Genomic DNA, 25,080 nt, shown 5'->3' with positions numbered 1-25,080 from the left:
CTCGTCCGTGAACGGAAGGGCGAGGAAGCCGCTGACGCCTTGGAAGCCAGCGGCCAAGCCCCCGAGGATTGGGCGCCGTGACCGATCCCCTCTCGGGGAATTGGGCGGCCGCCAAGCGGATCGTCGTCAAGGTCGGCTCCTCGCTCCTGGTGGGACCGGACGGCGCCGACGCCCATTGGGTGGCCGCCTTCGCCGCCGATGTGGCCCGCCTGCGCGCCCGGGGCCAGCAGGTGCTGGTGGTCTCCTCCGGCGCCGTCGCCCTGGGCCGCCGGCGCCTGGCGCTGGGCCGTAGGGCTTTGACTCTCCCCGAGAAACAGGCCGCCGCCGCAGCCGGCCAGTCCGGCCTGATGCGCGCCTGGGAGGAGGCGCTGGAGCCGCACGGAATCGCCGCCGCCCAGGTGCTACTGACCCGCGACGACACCGAGGTCCGCCGCCGCTGGCTGAACGCCCGGGCCACCGTAGAGACCCTGCTGGCCCTCGGCGTGGTCCCGGTGGTCAATGAGAACGACACCGTGGTGACCGAAGAAATCCGCTATGGCGACAACGACCGCCTGGCCGCCCGCGTGGCCCAGATGATCGGCGCCGACCTGCTGGTTCTGCTGTCCGACGTGGATGGCCTCTACACCGCCGATCCTCGGCATGATCCGTCAGCGGAGCATTTGCCTCGCGTGGCGCGCCTGACCCGCGAGGTCGAGGCCATGGCCGGCGGCGCGAACCTGGACGACGGCGTGGGCACCGGCGGCATGGCCACCAAGCTCGCCGCCGCGCGGATCGCCAGCGCCGCCGGCTGCGGCACGGTGATCACCCTGGGCTCGCGGCCCTCACCGCTGCAGGCTGTGGAGGACGGAGAGCGCGCCACCTTGATCGGGCCGTCCACCACGCCGGCAGCCGCCTACAAGGCCTGGATCGCCGGCTCGCTGGCCCCGGCCGGCGTGCTGGTGGTGGACGCCGGCGCGGCCGAGGCGGTGCGGCGAGGCAAGAGCCTGCTGGCGGCCGGCGTACGCCGCGCCGAGGGCCGCTTCGACAAGGGCGACGCGGTGGTGATCCGCGATGAGGCCGGCCACGAGATCGCCCGGGGCCTGGTGCGCTATGAGGCCGAGGACGCGGTGCGCATCCTGGGCCTGAAAAGCGGGGCGATCGAGGCGGCGCTCGGCTACACCTCAGGGCCCCTGGTGCATGCGGACGACCTGGCGCTGGCGGCCCATTCCGCTCAGGCCTGAGAGAGATCGCCCGGCGTATCCACGTCGAACAGCACCCCGTCGTCGGGACTCTCCACCAGCGCCAGGCGATCGCCCAGGCCCTGCAGCACGCCGCGCGCTCCGGCGTCGCCGGAAAGGCCGATGAGGTCGGGGAACAGGGTCCGGTCCAGCAGCACCGGATTGCCGCGCCGGCCCTGGAACACTGGCGCCGCCGCCAGCGCGCCGGCCGCTAGGGCTGCAGCCATTCGCCCGAGCACCACGGTCGGCACGCGCGGCATGTCGCCCAGGAAGACGAAGGCGCCGCCGGCGTCGGCCGGCAGGCTGGCGATGCCGACCCGCAACGAGGCCGCCATGCCCTCGGCGTGGTCAGGCGCATGCACGACCAGCACTCGGGGGTCGAAGGATCGCGCGACCGCCGCCACCGCCTGGGCGTCCGCGCCGATCACCACGGTCACGCTGCGCGCCGGCGCGGCGAAGGCGGCGGCCAGCGCGCCCTGCAGCAGCACGCCGGGACCCCAGGCGGCGGTCAGCTTGCCGCCGCCGAACCGCGAGCCCGAACCGGCGGCCAGAACCACAGCCTCCAACACGGGACCTGTCGCCAAGGCCGCTTCCTCTCTATGTTTACAGCCGCATGACGCCCTATGACGCCTCCTCGCCGCAAGGCCAGAACGCACTGGTCGACGCCTTCGGGCGGCAGGTGACCTATCTGCGGGTGTCGGTCACCGACCGCTGCGACCTGCGCTGTGTCTACTGCATGAGCGAGCACATGACCTTCCTGCCGAAGGCCGAGGTGCTGACGCTGGAGGAGCTGGACCGCATCGCCAGCGCCTTCGTGGGGCTGGGGGTGAGGAAGCTGCGGATCACCGGCGGCGAGCCCCTGATGCGCAAGGGCGTCCTGGGCCTGGTCGAGAACCTGGGCCGGCATCTGAAGACCGGCGCGCTCGACGAGATCACGCTCACCACCAACGGCACGCGGCTGGCGGAATTCGCCGGCGCGCTGGCCGCCGCCGGCGTCCGGCGGGTCAACGTCTCGCTGGACACCCTGAAGCCGGATCTGTTCCGCACCCTGACCCGCGGCGGCGACCTTTCCAAGGTGCTGGCTGGCATCGATGCGGCCCAGGCGGTCGGTCTGAAACTGAAGATCAACGCCGTGGCGCTCAAGGGCGACAACGCCGCGGAGATTCCCGAGCTGGTGACCTGGGCCCACGGACGGGGCATGGACATCACCCTGATCGAGACCATGCCGATGGGCGAGGTCGACGTCGACCGCACCGCCGAATTCATCTCGCTGGCCGAAGTTCGCCGCGGGCTGGAGAGCTTCTGGACGCTCGCCGACCTGCCGCTCTCCACCGGCGGCCCAGCCCGCTATGTGGCGGTGCAGGAGACCGGCGGGCGGCTGGGCTTCATCACCCCGCTCAGCCACAATTTCTGCGAGGCCTGCAACCGGGTGCGGCTGACCTGCACCGGGACCCTGCACACCTGCCTGGGGCGCGAGGACGCCGCCGATCTACGCGCTGTGCTGCGCGCCGGCGCCTCGGACGCCGATCTGGTCGCCGCGATCCGCGCTGCGGTGGACGCCAAGCCCAAGGGCCACGATTTCCACATCGCCCGCGCCGCCCCGCCGGCGGTGGCGCGGCACATGTCCACCACGGGCGGCTGACCATGGCCCGGGTGCTGCTGTTCGGGCGGCTGGCCGACGTGGCCGGATGGCGTGAACGGCAGGTGGACTGCATATCGATCCGTACGCTGCGCGACCTCCTGGCCGCGGAAGACGAGGCCCTAGGCCAGGCGCTGGCCGGCAAGGGAATCCAGGTGGCGCTGGACCAGGCGATCGTGCGCGGCGACGCGAGCCTGACGGCGAAGTCCGAAGTCGCCTTCCTGCCACCGATGAGCGGGGGCTAGATGACCCTCCTTCGCCAAGGCTGCGGAGGGCAGGTCCGCCTCACCGACCAAGCGTTCGACCCGGGCGCGGAGCTTGCCGGGTTCGCGAAGGATCGGGCCGAGGTCGGGGCCGTGGCCACCTTCACGGGCCTCGCCCGCGCCGATGGCGGCGCGACCCAGAGCCTGGAGCTGGAGGCCTATCCCGGCTTCACCGAGGCGCGGATCGGCGAGTTCGCCCAGGCGGCTCGCGCGCGCTTCGATCTGCTCGATCTCGCCATCGTCCACCGCGTGGGCAGGATGGCGCCCGGCGAGCCGGTGGTGTTCGTGGCGACGGCGGCGCGCCACCGTCGCGCGGCCTTCGAGGCCTGCGACTACCTGATGGACTACTTGAAGTCCCGCGCGCCCTTCTGGAAGAAGGAACATGGCCCGGACGGCGCCCGCTGGATCGAGCCGCGGGCCGAAGACCACGCCGACATTTCCCGCTGGGACAAGGAGACCTGACGTGAACGCGCTCACCCCCGGTGGCAAGATCGACGCGACCAGGACGCTGAAGTCGGTGCGCGTGGCGGTGTTGACCATCTCCGACACCCGCGACGCCGAAAGCGACACGTCCGGAAACATCCTGGCCGCGCGGGTCACCGAGGCCGGCCACGAGCTCGCCGACCGCGCCATCGTCCGCGACTCGGTGGATGAGATCCGCGGGAAGATCGAAGCCTGGGCGGCCTCCGGCTTCATCGAAGCCATCGTCACCACCGGCGGCACCGGGATCACCGGCCGCGACGTGACGCCCGAGGCGGTCGAGCCGCTGTTCGACAAGAAGCTCGACGGCTTCTCGGTGGTCTTCCACATGGTGAGCTATCAGACCGTCGGCCTTTCCACCCTGCAGTCGCGCGCCACGGCGGGCATCGTGAAAGGCGTCTTCGTCTTCTGCCTGCCGGGCTCCAACGGGGCGGTGAAGGACGGCTGGGACAAGGTGATCTCGCCCCAGCTCGACAGCCGCCACGGGCCCTGCAACATGGTCGAGCTGATGCCCAGGCTGCTCGAGCAATGAGGCGTCTCGAACCATGAGCAAGCTCAGCCACCTGGACGAAGCCGGCCGCGCTCGGATGGTCGATGTCTCGGGCAAGCCGGCGACGGCGCGCGAGGCGGTGGCTGAAGGCTTCCTGCGCATGGCGCCGCAGACCCTGGCGCTGGCTACCTCCGGCGCGGGCGCCAAGGGCGACGTGTTCGCGGTGGCGGAGCTGGCCGGGGTGATGGCCGCCAAGAAGACCGCCGACCTGATCCCCATGTGCCATCCGCTGGCGCTGTCGAAGGTCGAGGTTCGGGTCGCCGCCGCCGATGGCGGGCTCACCGTCACCGCGCGGGTGAAGACCACCGGCCCGACCGGCGTGGAGATGGAGGCCCTGACGGCGGCCTCGGTCGCCTGCCTCACGCTCTACGACATGCTGAAGGCCGCCCAGAAGGACATGGTGATCGAAGCCGTGCGCCTGGTCTCCAAGACCGGGGGCAAGGGCGGGGACTTCTCCGCCCCCTAGACCGCATTCCCCGCGGAGGCGGGGGCCCAGGTGTTTTTCGTTCAAACCACGGAGGACACGGAATTCACGGAAAACGTCCGCGCCTTCCGTGCTCTTCCGTGAATTCCGTGGTTCAAAAAGCCTGGGTCCCCGCTTTCGCGGGGATAATCGGAGCAAGGAATGAAACTCCTTCCCGTGGACGAAGCACGTTCACGCATGCTGGCCGAAATCGCGCCGCTGGCGGCGGAGACGGTCCCGCTCGCCCAGGCGATCGGCCGGGTGTTGGCGCACGACGTGGCCGCCGTGCGCGACCAGCCGCCGTTCGACGCCTCGGCCATGGACGGCTGGGCGGTGCGCTCGGGCGATTGCCCGGGAACCTTGAGGATCGTCGGCGAGAGCGCCGCGGGCCACGGCTTCGAGGGCGCGGTGGGCGCGGGCGAGGCCGTGCGTATCTTCACCGGCGCCGCGCTCCCTGCGGACTGCGACGCCATCGTCATCCAGGAGGACGCCGCCCGCGACGGCCAGGGCGTGCGCGTGCCGGCCGTCGATGCCGGGACCTTCGTCCGCCCGGCCGGCGGCGACTTCGTCGCGGGCGCGGTGCTGGCGGCGAAGGGGACGCGGATCGATCCCTGGCGGCTGTCGCTGGCGGCTTCGGCCGGACGGGCGGAGGTTGCGGTGGCGCGCCGCCCGCGCGTGGCCCTGCTGTCCACCGGCGAGGAGATCGTCGAGGCGCCGGCCAAGCCCGGCCGCTTCCAGATCTACGATTCCGGCGTTCCGGCCCTGGCGGCGATGATCGAGGGCTGGGGCGGCGTCCCGGTGCGCGTCCGGCCGGTGCGCGACGAGCTCGAGGCGGTGGTCACGGCGCTGAAGGGCGCGGACGGCGACCTCGTGGTGACGGTTGGCGGCGCCTCGGTGGGCGACCACGACCTGGTGCGCGCGGCGGGCGAAGCGCTGGGCCTGGCGCTGCGGGTGGAAAGCGTCAACGTCCGGCCGGGCAAGCCGACCTTCTTCGGGGTGCTGGGTGACGGCCGCCGGCTCCTGGGCCTGCCGGGCAATCCCGCCTCGGCCTTCGTCTGCGCCGAGATGTTCCTGAGGCCCATCCTGGCCGCCTACCAGGGCGCGCCGACCGAGCCGGTGACCATCGCCGCCCGGCTCGCCCAGCCGCTGCCGGCCAACGGGTCGCGCGAACACTGGATGCGGGCCAGGCTCGCCTACGCGGACGGCGAGGTGACGGTCGCGCCCTACCGCGACCAGGACTCATCCCTGGTCAGCGTCTTCGCCGCGTCCGACGCCCTGCTGCGCCGGTTGGCGGGCGCTCAGGCCGCCGAGGCCGGCGCCGTGGTCGAGGTGCTGCCGCTCATCCGCGCATAGCGCAGGGCTGTGATCTCGCCGATCACCGAGATCGCCACCTCCCAGGGCGCCTTGCCGCCGATGTCGAGGCCGATGGGGGCGTGCAGCTTGGCGAACAGATGCTCCGGCGCGCCGTCGGCCCGCAATGGCGCCAGTCGCTCCGCCACCCGCTTCTTCGCGCCCAGGAGGCCCACATAGGCGGCGGCCGATGGCAGGGCGGCGCGCAGGGCGGCGCGGTCGATCTCCAGGTCGTGGGTGGCGATGGCGATCGAGGTCCAGGGATCGACGCCGATGGTGGCGAAGGCCTCGGCGGGCTCGGCGCGGCTGTAGGCGATCCCCGGGATCGGCGGCGGGGCGGCCGGGCCCTTGGGCCGCACCAGCGTGGTCTCCAGCTCCGCCTGGGCGCCCAGCTGGGCGATGGCGAGCGCCGTGGGATCGCCGCCGACCACGATGAGCCGTGGTGTCGGCTCGTGATGGCGCACGACCCGCGCTTCGGGCCAGGGCGACAGGTCTGGCGCGCACTCGCGGATCACCCCGTCGCTGACCCAGACCACCGGCCGGCGCTCGTCGAAGGCGGCCAGCAATTCGGAAAGCGCCGGGTCACCACCCTCCACCCGCTCCAGGAAGATCTCGATCCGCGCCCCGCACAGCAGGCGGATGTCCGGCCAGGGGCTGCCTTCGCCATAGACCAGGGTGCGTGGGCTCCCGTCGCGGAGACAGGCGAAGGCGTGGTCGGCCACATCGCCCTCCACGCACCCGCCGGAGAAATAGCCCGAGGTGATCGCCGGCTCGCCGGCATGGGGCGCGAACACCATCTGTGTCCCCTCGGGACGGGGGCCGCCGCCCTCCACCGAGATCAGGGTGGCCAGCACCAGGGGCCCGCCCGCCGCGCGCGCGGCCTTCAGCGCCGGGCGCACGTCGCCCGTCATGCCGAACAGCGGCCAGTCTGGCAGCGGCTCCCGCTCGCTCAAGAATTTACCCTCTGGAAAGGTCTCGGATACGCCTTCTTAGGCATCATAGGCCCAACATCCCCGCCTGTTGGAAGCTCCTTGAGTCGCCCCGCGCTTATGACGTCGCCCCTCAGCAAACTTGGCCTTGGCTCCGGACAGTTCGGTCTGGACCAGCAGCCAGGCCGCGGGCGCCCGCGCGACCAGGAAGCGCGCGAGATCCTCGCCATCGCCGCCCGCTCCGGCCTGCCGGTGCTGGAGGTGGGCCGCCATCCCGCCGCCGCCGAGATCACGCTTGGGCAGGTATTGCCGAAGCCGCAGCCGTTCAAGCTCACCGTCACCACCGTGCGCCCCGACCGCGGCGCCGACCTGGCCGAGGCCGAGGTCCGCGCCCAGCTGAAGCGTCTGGGCGTCCAGTCGGTCGACGCCATCCTGGCCCCCTCGGCCACCGACCTGTTCTCGCATCATGGCCCGGAGCTGTGGGACCGGCTGAAGAAGCTGCGCGACGAGGGCCTGACCAAGAAGATCGGCGTCTCGGTCTATGCCTCCGACGATCCGGTGGGCCTGGCCAAGCGGTTCAAGCCGGACCTGGTCCAGGCGCCGGCGTCGCTGCTCGACCAGCGCCTGCTGATCGATGGCACCCTGTCCCAGCTGGCCGGCATGGGGATCGAGGTGCAGCTGCGTTCGCTGTTCCTGAACGGCCTGCTGTTCCTGCCGCCGGACCGCGCGCCGAACCATCTGAAGGCCGCAGCCGGGCGGATCAGCCGCGCGCGGCGGCTGATCGCCGAGGGCCGTTCCGATCCGCTGCAGGCCGCCCTGGGCTTCGCCCTGTCGCGGCCGGAAGCCTCCTGTGTCCTGGTGGCCGTCGCCTCGGCCGCCGAGATGTCGGCTGTGATCGCCGCCGCCATGAGCCCGCCGCCGGACCTCGACTGGGACGAGATGGCGCTGGACGATCCCGACGCGCTCGACCCGCGCGCCTGGGCGGCGGCCTAGGGGCGTCCAGCCGGGGCGCGTCCAGTCCCCATTCAGAACCACACGTCTGCAACGCATCGCCCGTCGAGGGGCAGGTCGCTCATGGTGACGGTGTCGTGGTGGACGATCGGAACGGCGGCCACCGCGTCCGGATCGACGACGCAACGCAGGTTCACCGCGCCATAGCGGCGTCCATCCTGGCCGGGGCTGGTGGCCAGCCACGCGACCACGCACGCGCAACGGGCGCAGAAGTGGAACGCGAGCCACTCGCGATTCCAGATGTAGGCCGCCGTCTCGCCCGAGACCGTGAAATCCTCGCCGTCGAAGCCATAGGCCCAGAGCGCGCCGTGCCGTCGGCAGATGCTGCAGTTGCAGGATGTCGCCGATTTCGGCGCGCCCTCGAACCGCCAGCCCAGCGCGCCACAATGACAGGTCCCGTCCATGGCGGGTTCAGTTCGACGGCCTGAACGGCTCGTCCAGGCTGGGCTGCGGCTCAGTGAACCAGGCCGCGCCGTCTTCGGTGACATGGAAGTGGTCTTCCAGGCGCACGCCGAAGGCTTCGGGAATGACGATCATCGGCTCGTTGGAGAAGCACATGCCGGGGGCCAAGGGGGTCCGGTCGCCGCGCACAAGATAGGGCGCTTCGTGGATCGAAAGCCCGACGCCGTGGCCGGTGCGGTGTGGCAGGCCCGGCAGCTCGTAGTCCGGGCCGAAGCCGGCCTCTTCCAGCACGCGGCGGGCCACCGCATCGATCTCCTCGCACGGCACGCCCGGCTTCACGGCGGCAAAGGCGGCGGCCTGGGCGCGCTTCTCGATCTCCCAGACCCGGCGATGCTCGGGACTGGGCGTTCCGAAGACATAGGTGCGGGTGATATCGGAGTTGTAGCCCTGGACCTTGCAGCCGGTGTCGATCAGCACGAGGTCGCCGTCGACCAGCTTCTGCTCGCCCGGCAGGCCGTGCGGATAGGCCGAGGCCACGCCGAACTGCACGGCGCAGAAGGAGCTGCCGTCGTCGGCGCCCAGCGCCCGATGCGCCTGGTCGATGAAGCGCTTCACCGCCGTGGTGGTGATCCCAGGCGCCAGGATGCGGGCGGCGCGGCGGTGGACCTCGAGCGTCATGGCCTTGGCCTGGCTCATCAGCGCCAGTTCCGCCGGCGACTTGATCATCCGGCAGCCGTCGACGACCGGCGCGCCGTTCGCCATCGCTACGTCCGGCGCGGCCAATCGCAGGCCGTCGGTGACGAAGAAGGGCAGGGCGGGATCGACGGCCACGCTCCTGGCGACCAGGTTCGCCAGCACCCGGGCGGTCAGCGCATAGGGGCTCTCGTGCTCTTCCCAGAGCGCGATCTCGGCCTCGATCCCGAGCGAGGCCTCAAGCGAACCCAGTTCGAATCTCGGGCAGATCATCATTGGGCGGCCTTCGCGCGGCAGCACCATGGCGACCAGCCGCTCGGTGGGGTTCCAGCCGACGCCCGCGAAATAGCGCAGCGAGGGTCCCGCGCCGACGATCAGGGCGTCGGCGCCCATCTCGACCATCAGCCGCCGGGCCTTGGCCAGGCGCTCCCCACGCTCGGCGGCGGTGATCGCCGGCGCCGGATTGGACCAGGGCTTGAGTTGGGCCAGCTCGGCTTCCGCCGTCGATCCGCCGATACCGTTGCTCATCATCGAACTCCCGATCCCACGCAGCTTGACCGACTGCGCCTTAAATCCATGGCGGTCAGATTTGCTTGGCGTCTCCGACAACTCAAGGACTGGCGAAGCCAGCCGCTTCGCGGCGCGTCGGAGCCGCGTCCTTGACTTGCCGGAGACGCCAAGCTCGCAATCACCCATGGCGTTAAGCAGCAACAGCATCCCGAGGGATGCCGGGCTTTCGCCCTTTCACGGCCAGGGTCGAAGCGCTTAGAACTTCTCCATGCCCGGAAGCCAGGACTTCGCCGTCGACCCGCGCAACGCGGACCTCAGGATCTACCTCAACGGCGATCTGGTCCGCCGCGCCGAAGCGAAGGTGTCGATCTTCGACGCCGGCTTCGTGCTGGGCGACGGCGTCTGGGAGGGCATCCGCCTGCATAAGGGCGGGCTCTTGTTCCTCCAGGCGCACCTCGACCGGCTCTATTGGGGCCTTGCGAAGATCCAGCTCGACCTGGGCCTCACGCCCGAACGGTTGACTGCCGAGATCTGGAAGCTGCTCAACGCCAACCGGATGGAGCATGGCGCGCACCTGCGCCTGATGGTGACGCGCGGCGAGAAGAAGGCCGTCAACCAGGATCCGCGCAACTGGCTGGGCAAGCCGACCCTGGTGATCACGGCGGAATACAAACAGCCCTCCGAGCAGATCGTCACCCGGGGCCTGTCGCTGGGGACGTCGCAGATCCGCTGCACGCCGGCCGAGATGTTCGACATGCGGATCAATTCGCACTCGCGCCTGGCGCTGGTCACCGCCCTGCTGGACGCCATCAAGGTCGGGGCCGACGAGGCGGTGATGCTCGATCCCGGCGGCCACGTCTCCAGCTGCAACGCCACCAACCTGTTCTGGGTGCGGAACGGGACGGTCAGGACCTCGACGGGGCAGTTCTGCTTCAATGGGGTGACCCGCGGCAATGTCATCCAGCTCTGCCGCGACAACGCCATCCCGATCGAGCTCGACCACTTCCCGCTGGAGGATCTGCACGCCGCCGAGGAGGCCTTCGTCACCGGCACCTTTGGCGGGCTGACGCCGGTGCGCGAGGTGGATGGCCGTGTGCTGCCGGCCGCCCTGCCGGGGCCGCTGACCACCCGGCTGCGGGCGCTCTACGAGGCGCTGAAGGACGCCGACGCGGGCGCGGCCGGATGAGTGTGGCGCGCATCGCCATGTGGTCGGGGCCGCGCAACATCTCCACGGCGATGATGCGCTCGTTCGAGAACCGGCCGGACTGCGCGGTGGTCGACGAGCCGTTCTACGCCGCCTACCTGGCCGAGACCGGGATCGACCATCCGATGCGCGAGGTCGTGCTGGCCTCTCAGCCGACCGATTGGCGCGTGGTCGCCGAGGGGCTAGCGAGCGACCAGCCCGCGCCGGTCTTCTATCAGAAGCACATGACCCACCACATGCTGCCGGGCTTCGGCCTGGACTGGGCGGCCTCGTGCGTGAACGCCTTCCTGATCCGCGACCCGGCGCAGGTGCTGGCGTCCTATGTGAAGAAGCGGGCCGAGGTCAGCCTCGAGGACATCGGCGTGGTGCGCCAGCGTGAACTGTTCGACCGTGAGGCCGATCGCCTGGGCCGCGCGCCGCCGGTGGTGGAAGGCGCAGACGTCCTGGCCGACCCGCGCGGAGCTCTGGGCGCGCTCTGCGCAGCGCTCGACATCCCGTTCCGGCAGGAGATGCTGGGCTGGCCGGCGGGCCGCCGCGACAGCGACGGCGTCTGGGCGCCGGCCTGGTACGAGGCCGTGGAGCGCTCCATCGGCTTCGCAGCGCCCGAACGGCCGGCGGCCGCGCCGCTGCCCGACGAGCTGGCGCGCATCGCCGACGCCGCGCGGCCGCACTACGAGGCCCTGGCGGCGCATCGCCTGAAAGCCTGAGGAACGGCCTAGAAACGAAAGAAGCCGCCCGGAGGCGGCTTCTCCCGTATGTGAACTGTCGGTTCGGCTCAGGCCGCGACGGCCTGGCGGCGACGGCGGAGCAGAGCGCCCGCGCTGCCGAAGCCCAGGAGCATCAGCGCCCAGGACGCCGGTTCCGGGATCGCGCCGGTGCCGTACTTCACCACGTTCTCCACCGAGATGGTGTCACCGTTCGGCAAGCCGCTGAGGCTCAGGGTGACGTCGTAGGTGTCGTTGGTCGTGAGGCTGAAGGCGGCCGCGGGGAAAAAGCCCAACTGCTCGCTGTTCTGATAGCCGCCGTCGGCGTCATGGCCCGGAATCACGGTCGAACCGAAGGAAGCGTCGCCGCCGAAGGTCTCCGGATTGAAGGTGGCCGAGGTTCCGGTCCTCAGGTTGAGGATCGTGATGGAGGCTATCGCTTGCGAGATATCGACCTCGGTCCCGGTGAAATCAGGATTGACCGAATAGTCGATGTTGACCTTCTCGCCGAGGTCGAAGGAATAGACATCGCCCACCGGCTGGACCGTGTCGTTCGGATCTCTGTTGATCTTCGACTTCAGGCCGATCTCGACTCCGAGACTGTCCGTGGTCACGGCGTAGCCCGTATTGAAATTGCCGATACCCCGGTAGACGCCAGGAGCGGCCAACTGGGTGTCGAGCACAGTGACAGACGAGGCCTGGGCGGACGAGGCCGCAACCAGACCTGCCGCGGCTGCGAGGGCAGCCGCGCCTAGAACGCGTTTGAACATTGGAATTCCCCCACTCACACAAAAGGCGCCGCGGACTGCGGCGCGTAATCCTTATTAACCTTTTATGTGACGGAAAGAACAACCTAAAGCTTTGGTTGTGCTCGCAATTCCCCTCACAGGCGAATTATGGCCGCCCGTGAGGGGTCTAGGCCCTCAGACCAGCTTTTTCTTGTAGAGGTTGGAGAGTTCGCTCCACGCCCGCTCGGCGCCGGCTTCGTTGTAGACGGCGCTGCCCTTGACGCACCAACCGTGGTTGCAGCCGTCGTAGACTTCCACGCGCGCCGTCTTGCCGGCGTCGGCGAAAGACTTCTTCAGCACGTCCTTGTCGGTGGGCGAGCGCTGGTCGTCGTTGGCCGCCACCGCCGAATAGACCTCGGCCTTCATCTTGGGGATCAAGAGGTGCGGGCTGGCGTCGGTCTTGGTGACCAGGCCGCCGCCATGGCAGGTGACCGCGGCCCTGATGCGGTCGGGGACCACCGCGGCGGTGCGATAGACCAGCGGGCCGCCCATGCAGTAGCCCTGGGTTCCGGCGCCCTTCTTCTTATCGGTCTGCGGCAGGCCGTCGAGGTAGGCCAGGAAGGTGGTGGCGTCGCTCTCCACCGCGCCCGGCGCGCCGATGCTCTGGGCCATCGGCATGAGCTGCGCCCGCTCGTCAGGCTTGGAGAAGTCGAGCTTGACTGTCTCGGTCGCCGGGGCCTTGCGGTAGAAGGGATTCGGCACCAGCACCACATAGCCCTGGGCGGCGAGGCGGCGGCCCATGTCGCGGAACACCGGGCGCAGCCCCATGATGTCGGTCCAGACCAGCACCGCGGGCCACTTGCCCTTGCCCTGCGGATAGAACAGGGCCGCGTCGCAGGTCCCGTCGCGGGTCTTGATGCTGACGTCCTTCTCCGTGACCGTCGCCTCGGCGTGGGCCATGGTGGCCGCCAGGCTGGCGGCGGCCGCGGCCGACACGCCGAACGCGCGGCGGGACAGCGGGAGTTCCGGTACGCGGATCGTGCCTTCGAACTGATGGATTTCGTCGTCGCACATAGTGCTGCCTCCCTTGCCTTCGTCTTGGGTGCGAAGGGTCGGCGCCAATGTTACGGCGATATTTCCGCCAGGGAAGCGGTTAGAGCGATCGTGAGCGCGGGTTCAGCCGCTTCAGGACGCCTGCGGCCTCGGGGCCGGCTTGGCCAGCCGCAGCAGGTCGGCCAGCCGCTCGTCGCGCGAACGGCCGTCACGCGAGGCGCTCGGCGCCGTCGTCGGGGCGGCCTTGCGAAGGTAGGCCTTAGGCCACTTGCGCGTCGGGATCTTCATGGACGTCCCCTGTGATGTCGTCGCCTGCGGCCTCGCCGCCCCGGATCACGTCTTCCAGGCCCTGTTCTCGGACCTTGCGGTAGAGGGTCGAGCGGCCGATGCCGAGGCGGCGGGCCACCTCGCTCATGTGGCCGGCGTAGATCTCGATGGCGAGCTGGATGAGGTCGCGCTCGATCTCCTCCAGGGTGCGCAGGTGGCCACGCTCGTCGAGGATGCGCACGGGCACGGCCTGCGGCAGCTCCGGCAGGGCGATCAGCGCCGCCGCCGTCGATGAGGTCACGGGCGGCGCCCCCTCGGCCGGGGCGGGCGGGGCCACGCCGCTGATCGCCGGGAAGTCGTGCGGCTGCAGATAGGGCGCGTCGGCCAGCACGATGGCGCGATAGACCGCGTTCTCCAGCTGGCGAACATTGCCCGGCCAGTCGAAGGCGCTGAGGCAGGCGAGCGTCTCGGGCGTCGCGCCCACCACCGACTTGCCCTCTTCGACGTTGAACCGGCGGACGAAGGCCTCGACCAGGGCCGGCACGTCTTCCTTGCGCTCGCGCAGCGCCGGCGCCTCGATCGGGAAGACGTTCAGGCGATAGAACAGGTCCTCGCGGAAGCGGCCGTCCTTCACCGCCAGGCTCAGGTCGCGGTTGGTGGCCGAGACGATGCGCACATCGACCTTGATCGGGCGCTTGCCGCCCACCGGGTCGATCTCGCTCTCCTGCAGGGCGCGCAGCAGCTTGACCTGGACGTCCAGCGGCAGCTCGCCGACCTCGTCGAGGAACAGGGTGCCGCCGTTGGCCTCCTGGAACTTGCCCAGGTGCTTCTCGTGGGCGCCGGTGAAGCTGCCCTTCTCGTGGCCGAACAGGATCGACTCCACGAGGTTCTCGGGGATCGCGCCGCAGTTGACCGCCACGAAGGGCTTGCCGGCCCGCTCGGACGAGCCGTGAACCGCACGCGCGATGACTTCCTTGCCGACGCCGCTTTCGCCGGTGATCAGGATCGGGATGGCCGACTTGGCCGCCCGCTCGCCCAGCCGCTTGACCATGGTCATGGCGGGCGATGAGCCGATCAGGTCGGAAAAGCCGGTCCGGTGCGAGGCGTGCTTCTTCAGCCGGTCGACCTCGCCCTTGAGGTCGCCCATGGAGAGCGCGTTGCGGATCGAGACGATGATGCGTTCGGGCGCGGCGGGCTTGACCAGGAAGTCCATGGCCCCGGCCTGCATGGCCGCCACGATGGTGTCGACGCCGCCGGTGGCGGTGACCACGATCACCGGCTGGTTGAAGCTGCGCGCGCGCATCTCGACCAGCGCATCCCGGCCCGAGATGCCGGGCATGACCATGTCGAGCAGGATGACGTCGGCGGCGGCCCCGGACGTCAGGTAGGCGATCGCCGCGTCGCCGCTCTCGGCGTGGGCGACCGCAAAGCCTTCGCGTTCCAGGACTGCCTGGATCAGCCGACGTTGTGTCGGATCGTCGTCGACGACGAGGACCGTTTTAGCCATTTGAGACACCCACCGAAACCGGCCTGCGCCTCATGGGACCCAGGCTCCTGTTGTCACGAATTGATACAGGGCAGGCGTAAAGGACGGGTTTCGGAGACCCTATTCAGGCGTTAACGCCCACCGGGTCCGGACCCGGGCGGGTCGGGCACGATGGGCCGGCCCGAGGTGGTGTCGATCAGCTGGTAGACCACGTGGGCGCTCGCCGGGCGCACGGCGGCGGGCGCAGCGGGCGGCGGCGCATCGGGGGCCGGTCCGTTCAGCATCTCGTCGCTGAGGCGTTCGCCCGAGGCCGGCGCGCGGTCGGCGACGGGGACAGCCCGCACCCTGGCGTCGGTTTCGGCCACCTTGGCGTCGGCTTCGGCGACCCGCGCGTCGGCGGCGGCGATCCGCGCCTGGGGATCGGGCGCGCGGGCGCTGGCGTCGGCGCCGTGCAGGTCGACGCTCGGGGCGTCTGCGGCCGCAAGCCGCACCTCTGCCGGGGCGGCCGTCGCCGGGCGGGCGGGCGGGCTGGTCTTGTCCACGGCCGCGACCCGAGTGTCGGCGCTCGCGCCGTCGCAATGGTTCTGCGCCTTGAGGCCGTGCAGGAAGCCGCGCCGCGCATAGCCGGCGCTGGCCGCGGCCTGCAGCTCACGGTCCTTGGAATCGGCCCGGGTCAGGAACCGCACCACGCCGCGATAGGGGATCATGCCGCGGATGTAGCCGGCCGCGCGGTCGGCGACGCTGCGGTCGGTCTTCAGCTTGTCGACGTCGGGGCCCATCACCGTGTCGAGCTGCGCCATCTCCTGGTCGATGGAGGCGCAGACGGGCGCGGCCGGCATGCGGTAGGGGTCGGCGCGGATCTGCTGCAGGATCGGCGGGATGTCCGCGCCCGTCAGGCCGAGGCCCGATTGTGAGCCGGGCTTCAGCTGCGCCTGCGCGACGCCCGCCAGGCCGAGGCTGAGGCCCGCGGTGATCAGAGCGCCCCTGCCAAGACTCCTGGACAGATTCCTCCCGGACCGAATCCTCTTGGACATGGGACCCGCCTCTCCTCACGGCGCGCCAACGGCTGACCGGAGCTAAATCCCCGAGAAGCCTCAAGGTTCATGGGGCGAGCGTGCTCGCACGGCCTGGGCCGGCCGGGATCGCGTCCTGCGCTAGACGGCGCTGTGCGGCCGCCGGCCGGGCCTTGCCTGGTCGCCGATCCGCCAGCCCAGCGGGCAGGCGCCGACGTGGCGGAAGCGGCGGATCTGGCGCACCGACTGGGGCGTCGGCGCATCGTCGCCGCCGAAGTAGACCTGTTCGGTCAGGGCGAAGTCCACCAGGAAGTCCTGCTGCAGGTCGCCCACGGTGACGGAGCTGACGCTGAACGAGCGGCCGTGCGCCGTGCATCGCAGCCGCCAGCCGTTCGGCTTGATGCGCGGCGAGGTGGCGTCGACGCAGGGCTGGCCGTTCACCTCCGCCCGGGCGCGGGTGAAGGCCTCGCGCATGCCGCCGTCGGCGCAGATGAACACCGAGCCCTTCACCTTGCCGCCCTCGCCCAGCACCTGCGCCAGCCACAGCTGAGGCGGGTCGAGGGCCTTCTGCCGGGCGATCAGCTCGTCGGATGTGGAGGGCGCGGCGTGGCAGGCGGCCAGGCCAACGATCAGGCCCGCGGCGCCGGCGGCCGCCTGCAGCCATCGCCGATCGGCCGGGGTCACGGCCCTCGGCTCCTAGAGCCGGACCGGCGGGATGATGATCGCCTGCATGTGGTGCGTCTCCACCGGCGGCGTCGGGTCGGGCGCCATGCCCACGGCCACCGCCGACGGCTGGGCGCGCCAGGCGCCGTAGGCGGCGATGGCCAGGGCGCAGAGCAGCGCGATCGCCCCATGGTCCTGGCGCTTGAAGTCCGGCGCGGGCTGGCGCAGCGCCTGGATGCGCTGCTCCAGCGGGTGGCTGGCGGTCCCAGCCAGCCAGTGGCAGCCCAACGGCGCGGCCACGCCGCCGAGCTGGGTCTTCAGCAGGGTCTCGGCATAGCGGCGGCGCTGGCCGGCGCGGTGGGCCAGCACCTGGGCGTCGCAGGCCAGCTCCTGGTCCAGGCGCGCGGTGCGAGCCGCCAGGTGGGCCATGGGATTGAACCAGAACAGGCATTGGGCCAGCGCGATGATGCCGTTGGTCAGCGGGTCGCCGCGGTCGATATGGGTCCGCTCGTGGGCGCGGATCAGGGTCCGTTCCTCCGGCGTGAACAGGGCCTCGGCGTCGGCGGGCATGATCACCCGCGGCGCCACCACGCCGGCGACGGCGGGTCCGGCCACGCCGCGCCGGGCGGCCGCCAGGAACCGCATCTGGCAGGCCGCCAGGATCAGGATGGCGATCACGGCGCCGGCCAGCCACAGGGCGAGCAAGGTCCCGGCCGGCGCATGGGCGAGGTCCTGGCTGGCGGTCCAGATCGGATCGAAGTGCGGCCCCAGGCCCGGCGGCACGATGCGGGTGGCCTGCGCCGGCGGCATGAGGGCGGCCAGGGCGGCAATCGGGACGCCGATCCACAGGCGGTAGGCGACCTCGGCCCCGAAGCGTTCGCGGATCGGCCGGCGCGCGAGCAGCACCGCCAGCGTCGCCGCCGCGGCGGCCAGGTTGAAATGGATGAGGACGATCAGAACCTCATTCGCCATCGTCGAGCTCCGCGATGAGCCTTTTCAGCCGCGCGACCTCGCCGGCGGAGAGGTTGCGGTGCTTGGCGTAGTGGGCGACGAGCGGGGCGAGCTCGCCGCCGAACAGGCGGTCCAGCAGGCCCTGGCTCTCGCCCTGCACATAGTCCTCGCGGGTGACCAGGGCGCGATAGCGGGTGCGCCCCTCCAGGCGCTCGGAAACCAGCGCCTTCTTCTTCAACAGGCGGTTGATCAGGGTTTTCACGGTGGCTTCGCCCCAACCTTGTGGGGCCCCGACCTCGGCCACGATCTCGTCGGCGGCGAGCGGACCCTTGCCCCACACCGTCTCCATCACCTGGCTTTCCGCCGCCGAGATTCGAGCCATGGGTCTTACATCCGTGATTTTCGGCCCACGGTTACACCCGTAAAATTTCTCGTCAAGCCGGCTTCACCAGAGATTGACAGTCGATCGCGGTTCGCGCTCCTTCGAAAGGAATTTACACACGTAGTTCCAGGGGGCGGAAATGGCCGTGGAAACAGGTGGGCAGGCGCAGCATCGGCGCGACATCGACGGTCTGCGCGCCATCGCGGTGCTGGCTATCGTGGCCTATCACGCGGTTCCCGGATGGGTTCGCGGCGGCTTTGTCGGCGTCGACGTCTTCTTCGTGATCTCCGGCTTCCTGATCACCGGCATCATTGCGCGAGGCCGCGACGAAGGCCGCTTTTCCTACCGCGGCTTCTATCTGCGCCGCGCCCGGCGGATCGTCCCGGCCTATCTGGTGGCGCTGGCCGCCACCGCCGCGGCCGCCCTGGCGATCCTCCTGCCGCAGGCCCTGGCGCCCGTCGGCTGGGCGCTGAGCGCATCGGGCCTGTTCCTCACCAACGTCCTGGGGCTCTTCAGCTTCGGCTATTTCGCGCCGGGCAGCCAGACGAACCCCCTGCTGCACCTCTGGTCCCTGGGCGTGGAGGAGCAGTTCTACCTGGTCTGGCCGCTGCTGGTGGCGCTGCTGTCGATCGGCGTGCTGCGGCGGGCGCGGGCCGGGGTGGCCGTCGTGCTGATGCTGGCGCTGCTGGCGCTCGCCCAGGTCCTGGTGGCCGGCGGGCGGGAGACCTTCGCCTTCTTCATGCTGCCGACCCGGGCCTGGGAGTTCCTGATGGGCGGCGTGCTGGCGCTGGGCCTTGCGCCGCCGCCGCGCGGGCCTGCGGCCGCCAACCTCGCCGGCGGGCTGGGCCTCGCCCTGATCCTGGGTTCGGTCGCCCTGCTGAGCGATACGGCGCCCTTCCCGGGCCTGACCGCGCTGCCCGCCTGCCTGGGGACGGCGCTGGTGATCTGGAGCGGGCTTTCCGCCAGGCCCGCGGCGACCGGCGTCCTCGAAAGCCGCCCGGTGGTGGGCATCGGGCTGATCTCCTACTCGTTCTACCTCTGGCACTGGCCCGTGCTGGTGCTGGCCAGGGCCGCCCTGCAGCGCGATCTGGCCCCCGCCGAAGCCCTGGGTCTCGCCGCCGTCAGCGCCGGCCTCGCCTGGCTGAGCTGGCGCTTCGTGGAGCAGCCCTGGCGCGGACGTCCCATGCCGCAGGCGCCCGGCCGGGCGCTGGCGCTCACGCTCTCGCCCCTGCTGCTGTTCGTGGCCCTGGGCGGCCTGATCCTCGCCACCGGCGGACTGCCGCAGCGGCTGTCGCCGGCCGTGCGCCGCGCCGCCGCCTTCGCCGGGACCGACATCAATCCGCGCCGCGTGGAATGCTTCACCCAGATCAAGGGCGTCGCGCCGGTCGGGTGCCGCTATGGCGCCGCGCCGAACGCCACGGATTATGACGTCCTGGTCTGGGGCGACAGCCATGCCGACGCCATCACGCCCGGGGTGGTCGCCTGGGCGCAGGCCAAGGGCTGGAGCGTGCGCGAGGCGACCCACGGCGGCTGCCCGCCGCTGGTCGACGCCCGCACGACCCGGGTTCGCTTCGGCGCGCTGCCCGGCTGCGCCGAAAGCAATCGCCAGGCGCTGGCGGAGATCGCCCAGGATCCGAAGTTGAAGCTGATCGTGCTTTCGGCCCGCTGGCCGATCTACAACGGCGACGCGCCCAAGTACGACCCGCACAATCCGCCGATCCGGATGTTCGACGCCGGCGCGGCCGGCGATCGGATCTATCCGCTGGACGAGGCGCTGCGCCGGACCCTGGCCACGCTGGCCGCCACCGGGACCAAGGCGCAGATCCTGCTGGTCGGCCCGGTTCCGGAGCTCACCTTCTCGCCGCCCGACTGCATCGCCATGGCCCGCCACCTCGGCGGCGCCGAGCAGCGTTGCTGGGATGCGCCGGCCCGTCTGCCGATGATCCGCGCCCGGGCGGCCGAGGCGGAGATCGCCGCCGCCCTGGCGCGCGCGCCTGAGGTGAAGCCGGTCTATCCGGCGCAGCGGCTCTGCGCCCGGCAGACCTGCGTCACTGTCCTGCAGCGCAAGATCCTCTATTTCGACGCCGACCATCTGAGCGCCACCGGGGCGCGGATGTTGGTCCCCGGCTGGCTGGACGACGCCCTGGCGGGCAGGCCGTGATGGCGACCCGGCAGGCCATGCAAAACTGAATGGCTGGCCCACGGGCGTGGGCGTCGCCCGGTCGACAAGCGTGAGCTACCCCTGGGACGTCGCAACCGAGGGGATCTCATGTTCGCAGGCCACTACGCCGCGGCGCTTGCCGCCAAGTCCGCCGAGCCGCGCGCGCCGCTCTGGTCCTACGCCATCGCCTGCCAGTTCCTGGACCTGGGCTGGGCCGGCCTGATCATGACCGGCGCGGAGAAGGCCAGCATCGACCCCAGCCTGCCGGGCTCGCCGCTGGTGCTCTACGACATGCCCTGGACCCACAGCCTGCCGGGATCGTTGGCCTGGTCGGTGGCGGGTGCGCTGCTGGCGCGGTTCGCGCTCCGCGTCCCGTGGCGCGCGGCGGCGTTCATCGGCCTGGCGGTCTTCTCCCACTGGCTGGCGGATCTCCTGGTCCATCGGCCGGACCTGCTGTTGTGGCCGAACGGGCCGAAGGTGGGCCTGGGCCTTTGGAATTCACCGGTCGCAGAGCAGGCGGTGGAGATCGGCCTGCTGGCGGTCACCGGCGTCTTCTGGACCGCCTGGCGGTTGCGCGACGGCCGCCCGGCCTGGCCGGCCGCCGCCTTCCTCACCGTCCTGGTCGCCCTGCAGATCTACGCCATGAGCTCGCCGGAAGGGGGCTCGCCGGGCGCGGTCAACCGGATGCAGACGGGCGGCCTGGCGCTGCTGGGCTATGGGGCCGTGGCCCTGGTCGCCTGGCTGGTTGAACGCGGGCCATCGGTTCGGCCTCAGGCGCCGGAGCGCTTGCCCGCGTCTTAAGACCGCGCATAGTGCCGCCAAGGCCGAGGTCTACGGCCGTCGGGAGAGGCGTTCATGAAGATCATCAAGCTCGGGCTGGCCCTGGCGCTGGCCGCGACCGTGGCGGCCTGCCAGAAGCCGGTCGCCAATGTGGACGGCGCGCGTATCGCCGCCGCCGACCGCGACACCAACACCGAGTGGGTCTCCTACGGCAAGGGCTACTCCGAGCAGCGTTTCTCGCCCCTGGACAAGGTCAACACGACCAACGTCGGCCAGCTGGGCCTGGCCTGGTACGCCCAGTTCGACACCGACCGCGGCCAGGAAGCGACGCCGCTGATGGTCGACGGAGTGCTCTACACCACGACAGCCTGGTCGAAGGTCTATGCCTTCGACGCCGCCACCGGCAAGCAGCTCTGGGCCTTCGACCCCAAGGTGGACGGGGCCAAGGGCTTCGACGCCTGCTGCGACGTGGTCAACCGCGGCGTCGCGATCTGGAAGGGCAAGGTCTACGTCGGCACCATGGACGCGCGCCTGATCGCGCTGGACGCCAAGGACGGCCACGTCGTCTGGCAGCAGCAGGTGGGCGACCCGAAGAAGCCCTTCACCATCACCCAGGCGCCCCGGGTCGTGAAGGACAAGGTGCTGATCGGCGAATCCGGCGCCGAATACGGCGTGCGCGGCTTCCTGGCGGCCTATGACGCGGCGACCGGCAAGAAGCTGTGGCGCTTCTACACCTTGCCCAACGCCACCGGGACGCCGGACGGCGAGCCCTCCGACAAGGCGCTGAAGGAAAAGGCCATGGCCACCTGGCCCGACGGCCAGTGGAAGACGGTCGGCGGCGGCGGCACGGTCTGGGACGCCATCGTCTACGATCCCGAGCTCAACCTGATCTACTTCGGCGTCGACAACGGCACGCCCTGGGACCAGGAGGTCCGCTCCGGCGGCAAGGGCGACAACCTGTTCCTGTCGTCCATCGTGGCGATCAACGCCGACACCGGCGAATACGCATGGCACTACCAGGTGAACCCTGGCGAGAGCTGGGACTATTCGGCCGTGCAGCCGATGATCCTGGCCGACCTGAAGATCGACGGTCAGGTCAAGAAGGTGCTGATGCAGGCGCCGAAGAACGGCTTCTTCTACGTGCTGGACCGCACCAACGGGAAGCTGCTCTCAGCCAAGAACTATGTGCCGGTGACCTGGGCCAAGGGCATCGACATCGCCACCGGCCGGCCGATCGAGAACCCCCAGGCCCGCTACAAGAACGGCAGCGTCGACCTGCAGCAGCCGGGCCCGCTGGGCGCCCACAACTGGCACCCGATGTCGTTCAGCCCGAAGACCGGCCTGGTCTATATCCCGGCCCAGTCCGACCCCTTCGCCTATCAGGGCGCCAAGACCTTCGGCTACAAGGCCGGCGCCTGGAACCTGGGCATCAATACGCTGGCCAACGCCGGGCCGATGACGCCCGAGCAGGCCAAGCAGACGGCGGCCTCCTACAAGGGCTATCTGATCGCCTGGGACCCGGTGGCCCAGAAGGCGGTCTGGAGCGTGGAGCACCCCTATTTCTGGAACGCCGGCGTGCTGTCCACCGGCGGCGGCCTGGTCTTCCAGGGCGCGGCGGAGGGGCAGTTCTACGCCTACGACGCCAGCACCGGCAAACAGCTCTGGTCCTATCAGACCGGCAATGGGGTGATCGCCCCGCCGATGACCTATGAGCTGAACGGCGAGCAGTATGTGGCCCTGATGGTGGGCGCCGGCGGCGGCGGCCAGATCTCGGCGCCGGCCTTCATGCCGACTCGGCCGCGCCTGCCGGGACGGCTGCTGGTCTTCAAGCTTGGCGGCACGGCCAAGGCCAAGGATTTCGTCCTGCCGGCCCAGCCCACCATCGACCTCAGCAAGGTCACCACCACCGGCGACAAGGCGCACGGCTATGCGGTGTTCAACGAGAACTGCGGCGTCTGCCACGGCACCAACGCCACCGGCTCCTGGCTGCCGGACCTGAAGCGTTCGCCGATGATCACCACCCCGGACGACTTCAACTCGGTGGTCCTCCAGGGGGTGCGCGCCCACAACGGCATGGTGAGTTTCGCCAAGTTCCTGACGCCCAAGGATGTGGAGGACGTGCGCGCCTTCCTGATCTCCCAGGGCAAGGGCGAGCCGCTGCCGGTGGCGGGGGCTTCGGCGGGGAAGTAATTCTCTCTTGAGACGTCATCCCCGGCCTTGTGCCGGGGACCCATAGACGCTGTCGTCGCGGGATCGCCTAAAGCGGTGGTGTGTATGGGTGGCCGGGACAAGCCCGGCCATGACGGTCAATAGCTTAGCGAAGCGCCGCCTCGAACTGCTCGGCGATCCAGTCGGCCTGGTGGTCGGTGAGGATCAGCGGCGGGGCGATGCGGATGGTGTTGGCATGGGTCTCCTTGGCCAGCAGGCCGCGGGCCTGCAGCCCCTCGCAGACGCGGCGCGCGCCCCCGGCCTCGGGGTGCAGCTCGACGGCCAGCATCAGGCCGCGGCCGCGCACCGCCTTGACGCTATCGGCGCGGATGGACTCAAGCGAGGCGTGCAGGCGCGCGCCAATCCGGGCGGCGTTCTCGATCATACCCTCGTCCGTCAGCACCCTCAGCGCCGCCCGCGCCACGGCGCAGGCCAGCGGATTGCCGCCGAAGGTCGAGCCATGCTCGCCGGGGTGCAGCACGTCCATCACCTCGCTGTTCGAGAGCACGGCGGAGACCGGATAGAAACCGCCCGACAGGGCCTTGCCGATCAGGGTCAGGTCCGCCTCGATCCCCTCGTGCGCCTCGGCCAGCAGCTTGCCGGTGCGGCCCAGGCCCGTCTGGATCTCGTCCAGGATCAGGATGGCGTTCTTCTCGGTGCAGAGCTCGCGCGCCCGCTTGAGGTATCCGGGCGGCGGGATGATCACGCCCGCCTCGCCCTGGATCGGCTCGAGCAGCACGGCCACGGTGTTCGGCCCGATCGCCGCCTCCAGCGCCGCGGCGTCGCCGTAGGGGACGGTGCGGAAGCCCGGCGCGAACGGGCCGAAATGCCCGCGCGACGTCGGATCGGTGGAGAAGCCCACGATGGCCACGGTGCGGCCGTGGAAGTTGTCGGCGGCGACCACGATCTCGGCCTGCCCGTCCGGCACGCCCTTGACCTCATAGCCCCACTTGCGGGCGACCTTGATGGCGCTCTCCACCGCCTCGGCGCCGGAATTCATCGGCAGCACCTTGTGGCTGCCGGTCAGCGCGCAGAGCTCTTCGTAGAAGGGCGCGAGCTGGTCGTTGCGGAACGCGCGCGAGGTCAGCGTCAGCCGCCCGGCCTGCTCGACCATGGCGGCCAGGATCTTCGGGTGGCAGTGGCCCTGGTTCACCGCCGAATAGGCCGACAGGCAGTCGAGGTAGCGGTTGCCGTCCACGTCCCAGACGAAGACGCCTTGCCCACGGGTCAGCACCACGTCCAGCGGCTTGTAGTTCTTCGCGCCGTACAGGCCCTCCAGCGCGATCAGGTCGGCGGAGCCGGGGCGATGCCTGAAATCCATGGGGTCGATGTCGTTCATGAGGCGGGCTCCTCTATTCGGCGGCCAGGATGGCGGGGTTGGGATCGCTCACCCGATCGAGGCGCAGGGTCATGCAGTAGGCGGCCCCGCCGGACAGGACGAAGGGCGAAAGGTCGATCTCCGTGAGCCGGTAGCCGCGGGCCTCCAGCTTGCCGCGCAGGCTGGCCGGGGCGCGGGCCATGAGCAGGCGCCCGTCGAGGTTCACCGCGTTGACGCAGAAGGCGGCGGCTTCCTCCGCCGTGGCCTCGATGCGGTCGGCGGGCGCGACGTGGGCGTGGATGGCCGCCAGCGCCTGAGGCGTGAAGGCGTCCGGGAAGTAGAGGACTTCCCCGCTGCTCAAGGGACAGAAGCCGGTGTCCAGGTGGTAGAAGCGGTCCGAGGCGAGCTTCAGGCCCACGACCGCCTGGCCGAAGACCCGGCGGATCACGCCGACCGAGGCCCTGGAGGATCGCGGTCCGAAGCCGGCCCAGAAATGCCCGCGCCGAGCGTCCCAGATGGCGTCGCCCGCGCCTTCCTGCAGCACGCCGTCGGGCAGATCGACGATCTCGCGGACAAGGCCGCGCGCCTTCAGGCGGGCGAACACCGCGCGGAACACGGCCTCCTCGCCCTGCCGCTCCGGATGGCGGAAGCGGGC

Annotated in this window: 27 protein-coding genes; 13 read left to right on the top strand and 14 right to left on the bottom strand. The window is 70.6% G+C overall.

The features are described from left to right. Nucleotides 1-77: 77 nt before the first annotated feature. Entirely contained in the window at nt 78-1,220 is a 1,143-nt protein-coding gene (gene proB, locus VGL85_RS21180) for a glutamate 5-kinase (RefSeq protein ID WP_331591024.1), read from the top strand. On the opposite strand, the gene VGL85_RS21175 is transcribed toward proB, so the two are convergent. After that, nucleotides 1,211-1,801 (bottom strand): nucleotidyltransferase family protein, encoded by a 591-nt coding sequence (locus tag VGL85_RS21175; RefSeq protein ID WP_331591023.1) that lies wholly within the window; start codon nt 1,799-1,801, stop codon nt 1,211-1,213. The two genes, proB and VGL85_RS21175, sit on opposite strands and share 10 nt — an antisense overlap. A 29-nt stretch (nt 1,802-1,830) precedes the next feature. Between VGL85_RS21175 and moaA the strand changes: the two genes are divergently transcribed. The 6 genes from moaA to glp all read left to right on the top strand — a co-directional run bounded on the left by moaA (nt 1,831) and on the right by glp (nt 5,965). Continuing rightward, on the top strand, nt 1,831-2,859 hold the full coding sequence (gene moaA, locus VGL85_RS21170) for a GTP 3',8-cyclase MoaA (RefSeq protein WP_331591022.1): 1,029 nt from the start codon (nt 1,831-1,833) through the stop codon (nt 2,857-2,859). A 2-nt stretch (nt 2,860-2,861) separates the two neighbouring features. Then, complete coding sequence (locus VGL85_RS21165; RefSeq protein ID WP_331591021.1) at nt 2,862-3,101, top strand: MoaD/ThiS family protein; 240 nt, start codon at nt 2,862-2,864, stop codon at nt 3,099-3,101. After that, a complete protein-coding gene (locus tag VGL85_RS21160) occupies nt 3,102-3,581 on the top strand; it encodes a molybdenum cofactor biosynthesis protein MoaE (protein WP_331591020.1) in 480 nt (159 codons plus the stop codon). Between the two features lies 1 nt (nt 3,582). Continuing rightward, nucleotides 3,583-4,131, top strand: a complete 549-nt coding sequence (gene moaB / locus VGL85_RS21155; RefSeq protein ID WP_331591019.1) for a molybdenum cofactor biosynthesis protein B — start codon at nt 3,583-3,585, stop codon at nt 4,129-4,131. Nucleotides 4,132-4,144: 13 nt separating this feature from the next. Then, entirely contained in the window at nt 4,145-4,615 is a 471-nt protein-coding gene (gene moaC / locus VGL85_RS21150; protein ID WP_331591018.1) for a cyclic pyranopterin monophosphate synthase MoaC, read from the top strand. 159 nt (nt 4,616-4,774) lie between these two features. Continuing rightward, nucleotides 4,775-5,965, top strand: a complete 1,191-nt coding sequence (gene glp, locus VGL85_RS21145) for a gephyrin-like molybdotransferase Glp (RefSeq protein ID WP_331591017.1) — start codon at nt 4,775-4,777, stop codon at nt 5,963-5,965. Here the strand turns inward: glp and VGL85_RS21140 are convergent. Then, a complete protein-coding gene (locus tag VGL85_RS21140; protein WP_331591016.1) occupies nt 5,911-6,915 on the bottom strand; it encodes an XdhC family protein in 1,005 nt (334 codons plus the stop codon). The genes glp and VGL85_RS21140 overlap by 55 nt on opposite strands. Nucleotides 6,916-7,011: 96 nt before the next feature. Here VGL85_RS21140 and VGL85_RS21135 point away from each other — a divergent pair, with 96 nt between their 5' ends. Further along, nucleotides 7,012-7,884 (top strand): bifunctional regulator KidO, encoded by an 873-nt coding sequence (locus tag VGL85_RS21135; RefSeq protein ID WP_331591015.1) that lies wholly within the window; start codon nt 7,012-7,014, stop codon nt 7,882-7,884. 32 nt (nt 7,885-7,916) lie between these two features. Here VGL85_RS21135 and VGL85_RS21130 read toward each other — a convergent pair whose 3' ends face one another. Beyond that, the gene (locus VGL85_RS21130; RefSeq protein ID WP_331591014.1) at nt 7,917-8,306 is read right to left on the bottom strand and encodes a GFA family protein; all 390 of its coding nucleotides are present in this window, start codon (nt 8,304-8,306) and stop codon (nt 7,917-7,919) included. Between the two features lie 7 nt (nt 8,307-8,313). Continuing rightward, the gene (locus VGL85_RS21125; protein ID WP_331591013.1) at nt 8,314-9,525 is read right to left on the bottom strand and encodes a Xaa-Pro peptidase family protein; all 1,212 of its coding nucleotides are present in this window, start codon (nt 9,523-9,525) and stop codon (nt 8,314-8,316) included. A gap of 250 nt (nt 9,526-9,775) precedes the next feature. Here VGL85_RS21125 and VGL85_RS21120 point away from each other — a divergent pair, with 250 nt between their 5' ends. Together VGL85_RS21120 and VGL85_RS21115 are read left to right on the top strand one after the other, a co-directional pair. After that, entirely contained in the window at nt 9,776-10,693 is a 918-nt protein-coding gene (locus tag VGL85_RS21120) for an aminotransferase class IV (RefSeq protein ID WP_331591011.1), read from the top strand. Next, nucleotides 10,690-11,418 carry a hypothetical protein gene (locus tag VGL85_RS21115; protein WP_331591010.1) on the top strand — a complete coding sequence of 243 codons (729 nt, stop codon included), beginning with the start codon at nt 10,690-10,692 and terminating at the stop codon, nt 11,416-11,418. The genes VGL85_RS21120 and VGL85_RS21115 overlap by 4 nt, the downstream gene beginning before the upstream one ends. A 68-nt stretch (nt 11,419-11,486) precedes the next feature. Here the strand turns inward: VGL85_RS21115 and VGL85_RS21110 are convergent, their stop codons facing one another. The 8 genes from VGL85_RS21110 to VGL85_RS21075 all read right to left on the bottom strand — a co-directional run bounded on the left by VGL85_RS21110 (nt 11,487) and on the right by VGL85_RS21075 (nt 17,958). Beyond that, the gene (locus tag VGL85_RS21110) at nt 11,487-12,185 is read right to left on the bottom strand and encodes a PEPxxWA-CTERM sorting domain-containing protein (RefSeq protein WP_331591009.1); all 699 of its coding nucleotides are present in this window, start codon (nt 12,183-12,185) and stop codon (nt 11,487-11,489) included. A gap of 153 nt (nt 12,186-12,338) precedes the next feature. Beyond that, nucleotides 12,339-13,217: a dienelactone hydrolase family protein gene (locus VGL85_RS21105; protein WP_331591008.1), complete on the bottom strand. Its 879-nt coding sequence runs from the start codon at nt 13,215-13,217 to the stop codon at nt 12,339-12,341. A 111-nt stretch (nt 13,218-13,328) separates the two neighbouring features. Continuing rightward, complete coding sequence (locus tag VGL85_RS21100; protein ID WP_331591007.1) at nt 13,329-13,484, bottom strand: hypothetical protein; 156 nt, start codon at nt 13,482-13,484, stop codon at nt 13,329-13,331. Further along, nucleotides 13,456-14,970: a sigma-54 dependent transcriptional regulator gene (locus VGL85_RS21095; protein WP_331591006.1), complete on the bottom strand. Its 1,515-nt coding sequence runs from the start codon at nt 14,968-14,970 to the stop codon at nt 13,456-13,458. Before VGL85_RS21095 ends, VGL85_RS21100 begins: the two co-directional genes overlap by 29 nt. Nucleotides 14,971-15,080: 110 nt before the next feature. Beyond that, complete coding sequence (locus VGL85_RS21090) at nt 15,081-15,983, bottom strand: hypothetical protein (RefSeq protein WP_331591005.1); 903 nt, start codon at nt 15,981-15,983, stop codon at nt 15,081-15,083. A 120-nt stretch (nt 15,984-16,103) separates the two neighbouring features. Continuing rightward, on the bottom strand, nt 16,104-16,646 hold the full coding sequence (locus tag VGL85_RS21085) for a hypothetical protein (protein ID WP_331591004.1): 543 nt from the start codon (nt 16,644-16,646) through the stop codon (nt 16,104-16,106). Between the two features lie 12 nt (nt 16,647-16,658). Next, nucleotides 16,659-17,597 (bottom strand): M56 family metallopeptidase, encoded by a 939-nt coding sequence (locus VGL85_RS21080; protein WP_331591003.1) that lies wholly within the window; start codon nt 17,595-17,597, stop codon nt 16,659-16,661. Then, nucleotides 17,587-17,958 carry a BlaI/MecI/CopY family transcriptional regulator gene (locus VGL85_RS21075; protein ID WP_331591002.1) on the bottom strand — a complete coding sequence of 124 codons (372 nt, stop codon included), beginning with the start codon at nt 17,956-17,958 and terminating at the stop codon, nt 17,587-17,589. Before VGL85_RS21075 ends, VGL85_RS21080 begins: the two co-directional genes overlap by 11 nt. 139 nt (nt 17,959-18,097) lie before the next feature. Between VGL85_RS21075 and VGL85_RS21070 the strand changes: the two genes are divergently transcribed. From VGL85_RS21070 to VGL85_RS21060, 3 genes are all read left to right on the top strand, one after another. After that, nucleotides 18,098-20,119, top strand: coding sequence for an acyltransferase family protein (locus VGL85_RS21070; RefSeq protein WP_331591001.1), 2,022 nt, complete (start codon nt 18,098-18,100; stop codon nt 20,117-20,119). A 108-nt stretch (nt 20,120-20,227) separates the two neighbouring features. After that, nucleotides 20,228-20,920: a metal-dependent hydrolase gene (locus VGL85_RS21065; protein ID WP_331591000.1), complete on the top strand. Its 693-nt coding sequence runs from the start codon at nt 20,228-20,230 to the stop codon at nt 20,918-20,920. A 54-nt stretch (nt 20,921-20,974) separates the two neighbouring features. Beyond that, a complete protein-coding gene (locus VGL85_RS21060) occupies nt 20,975-23,089 on the top strand; it encodes a PQQ-dependent dehydrogenase, methanol/ethanol family (RefSeq protein ID WP_331590999.1) in 2,115 nt (704 codons plus the stop codon). A gap of 124 nt (nt 23,090-23,213) precedes the next feature. Here VGL85_RS21060 and rocD read toward each other — a convergent pair whose 3' ends face one another. Next, entirely contained in the window at nt 23,214-24,446 is a 1,233-nt protein-coding gene (rocD, locus tag VGL85_RS21055) for an ornithine--oxo-acid transaminase (RefSeq protein ID WP_331590998.1), read from the bottom strand. Nucleotides 24,447-24,459: 13 nt separating this feature from the next. Beyond that, nucleotides 24,460-25,080: amidinotransferase (locus VGL85_RS21050; RefSeq protein WP_331590997.1), on the bottom strand; the 621-nt coding region annotated here is incomplete at its 5' end.

The organism is Phenylobacterium sp. (genome assembly GCF_036501465.1).
GTDB lineage: Bacteria > Pseudomonadota > Alphaproteobacteria > Caulobacterales > Caulobacteraceae > Phenylobacterium.
Note: the sequence above shows the minus strand (reverse complement) of the source record. Positions and strands in the feature narration are given on the sequence as shown.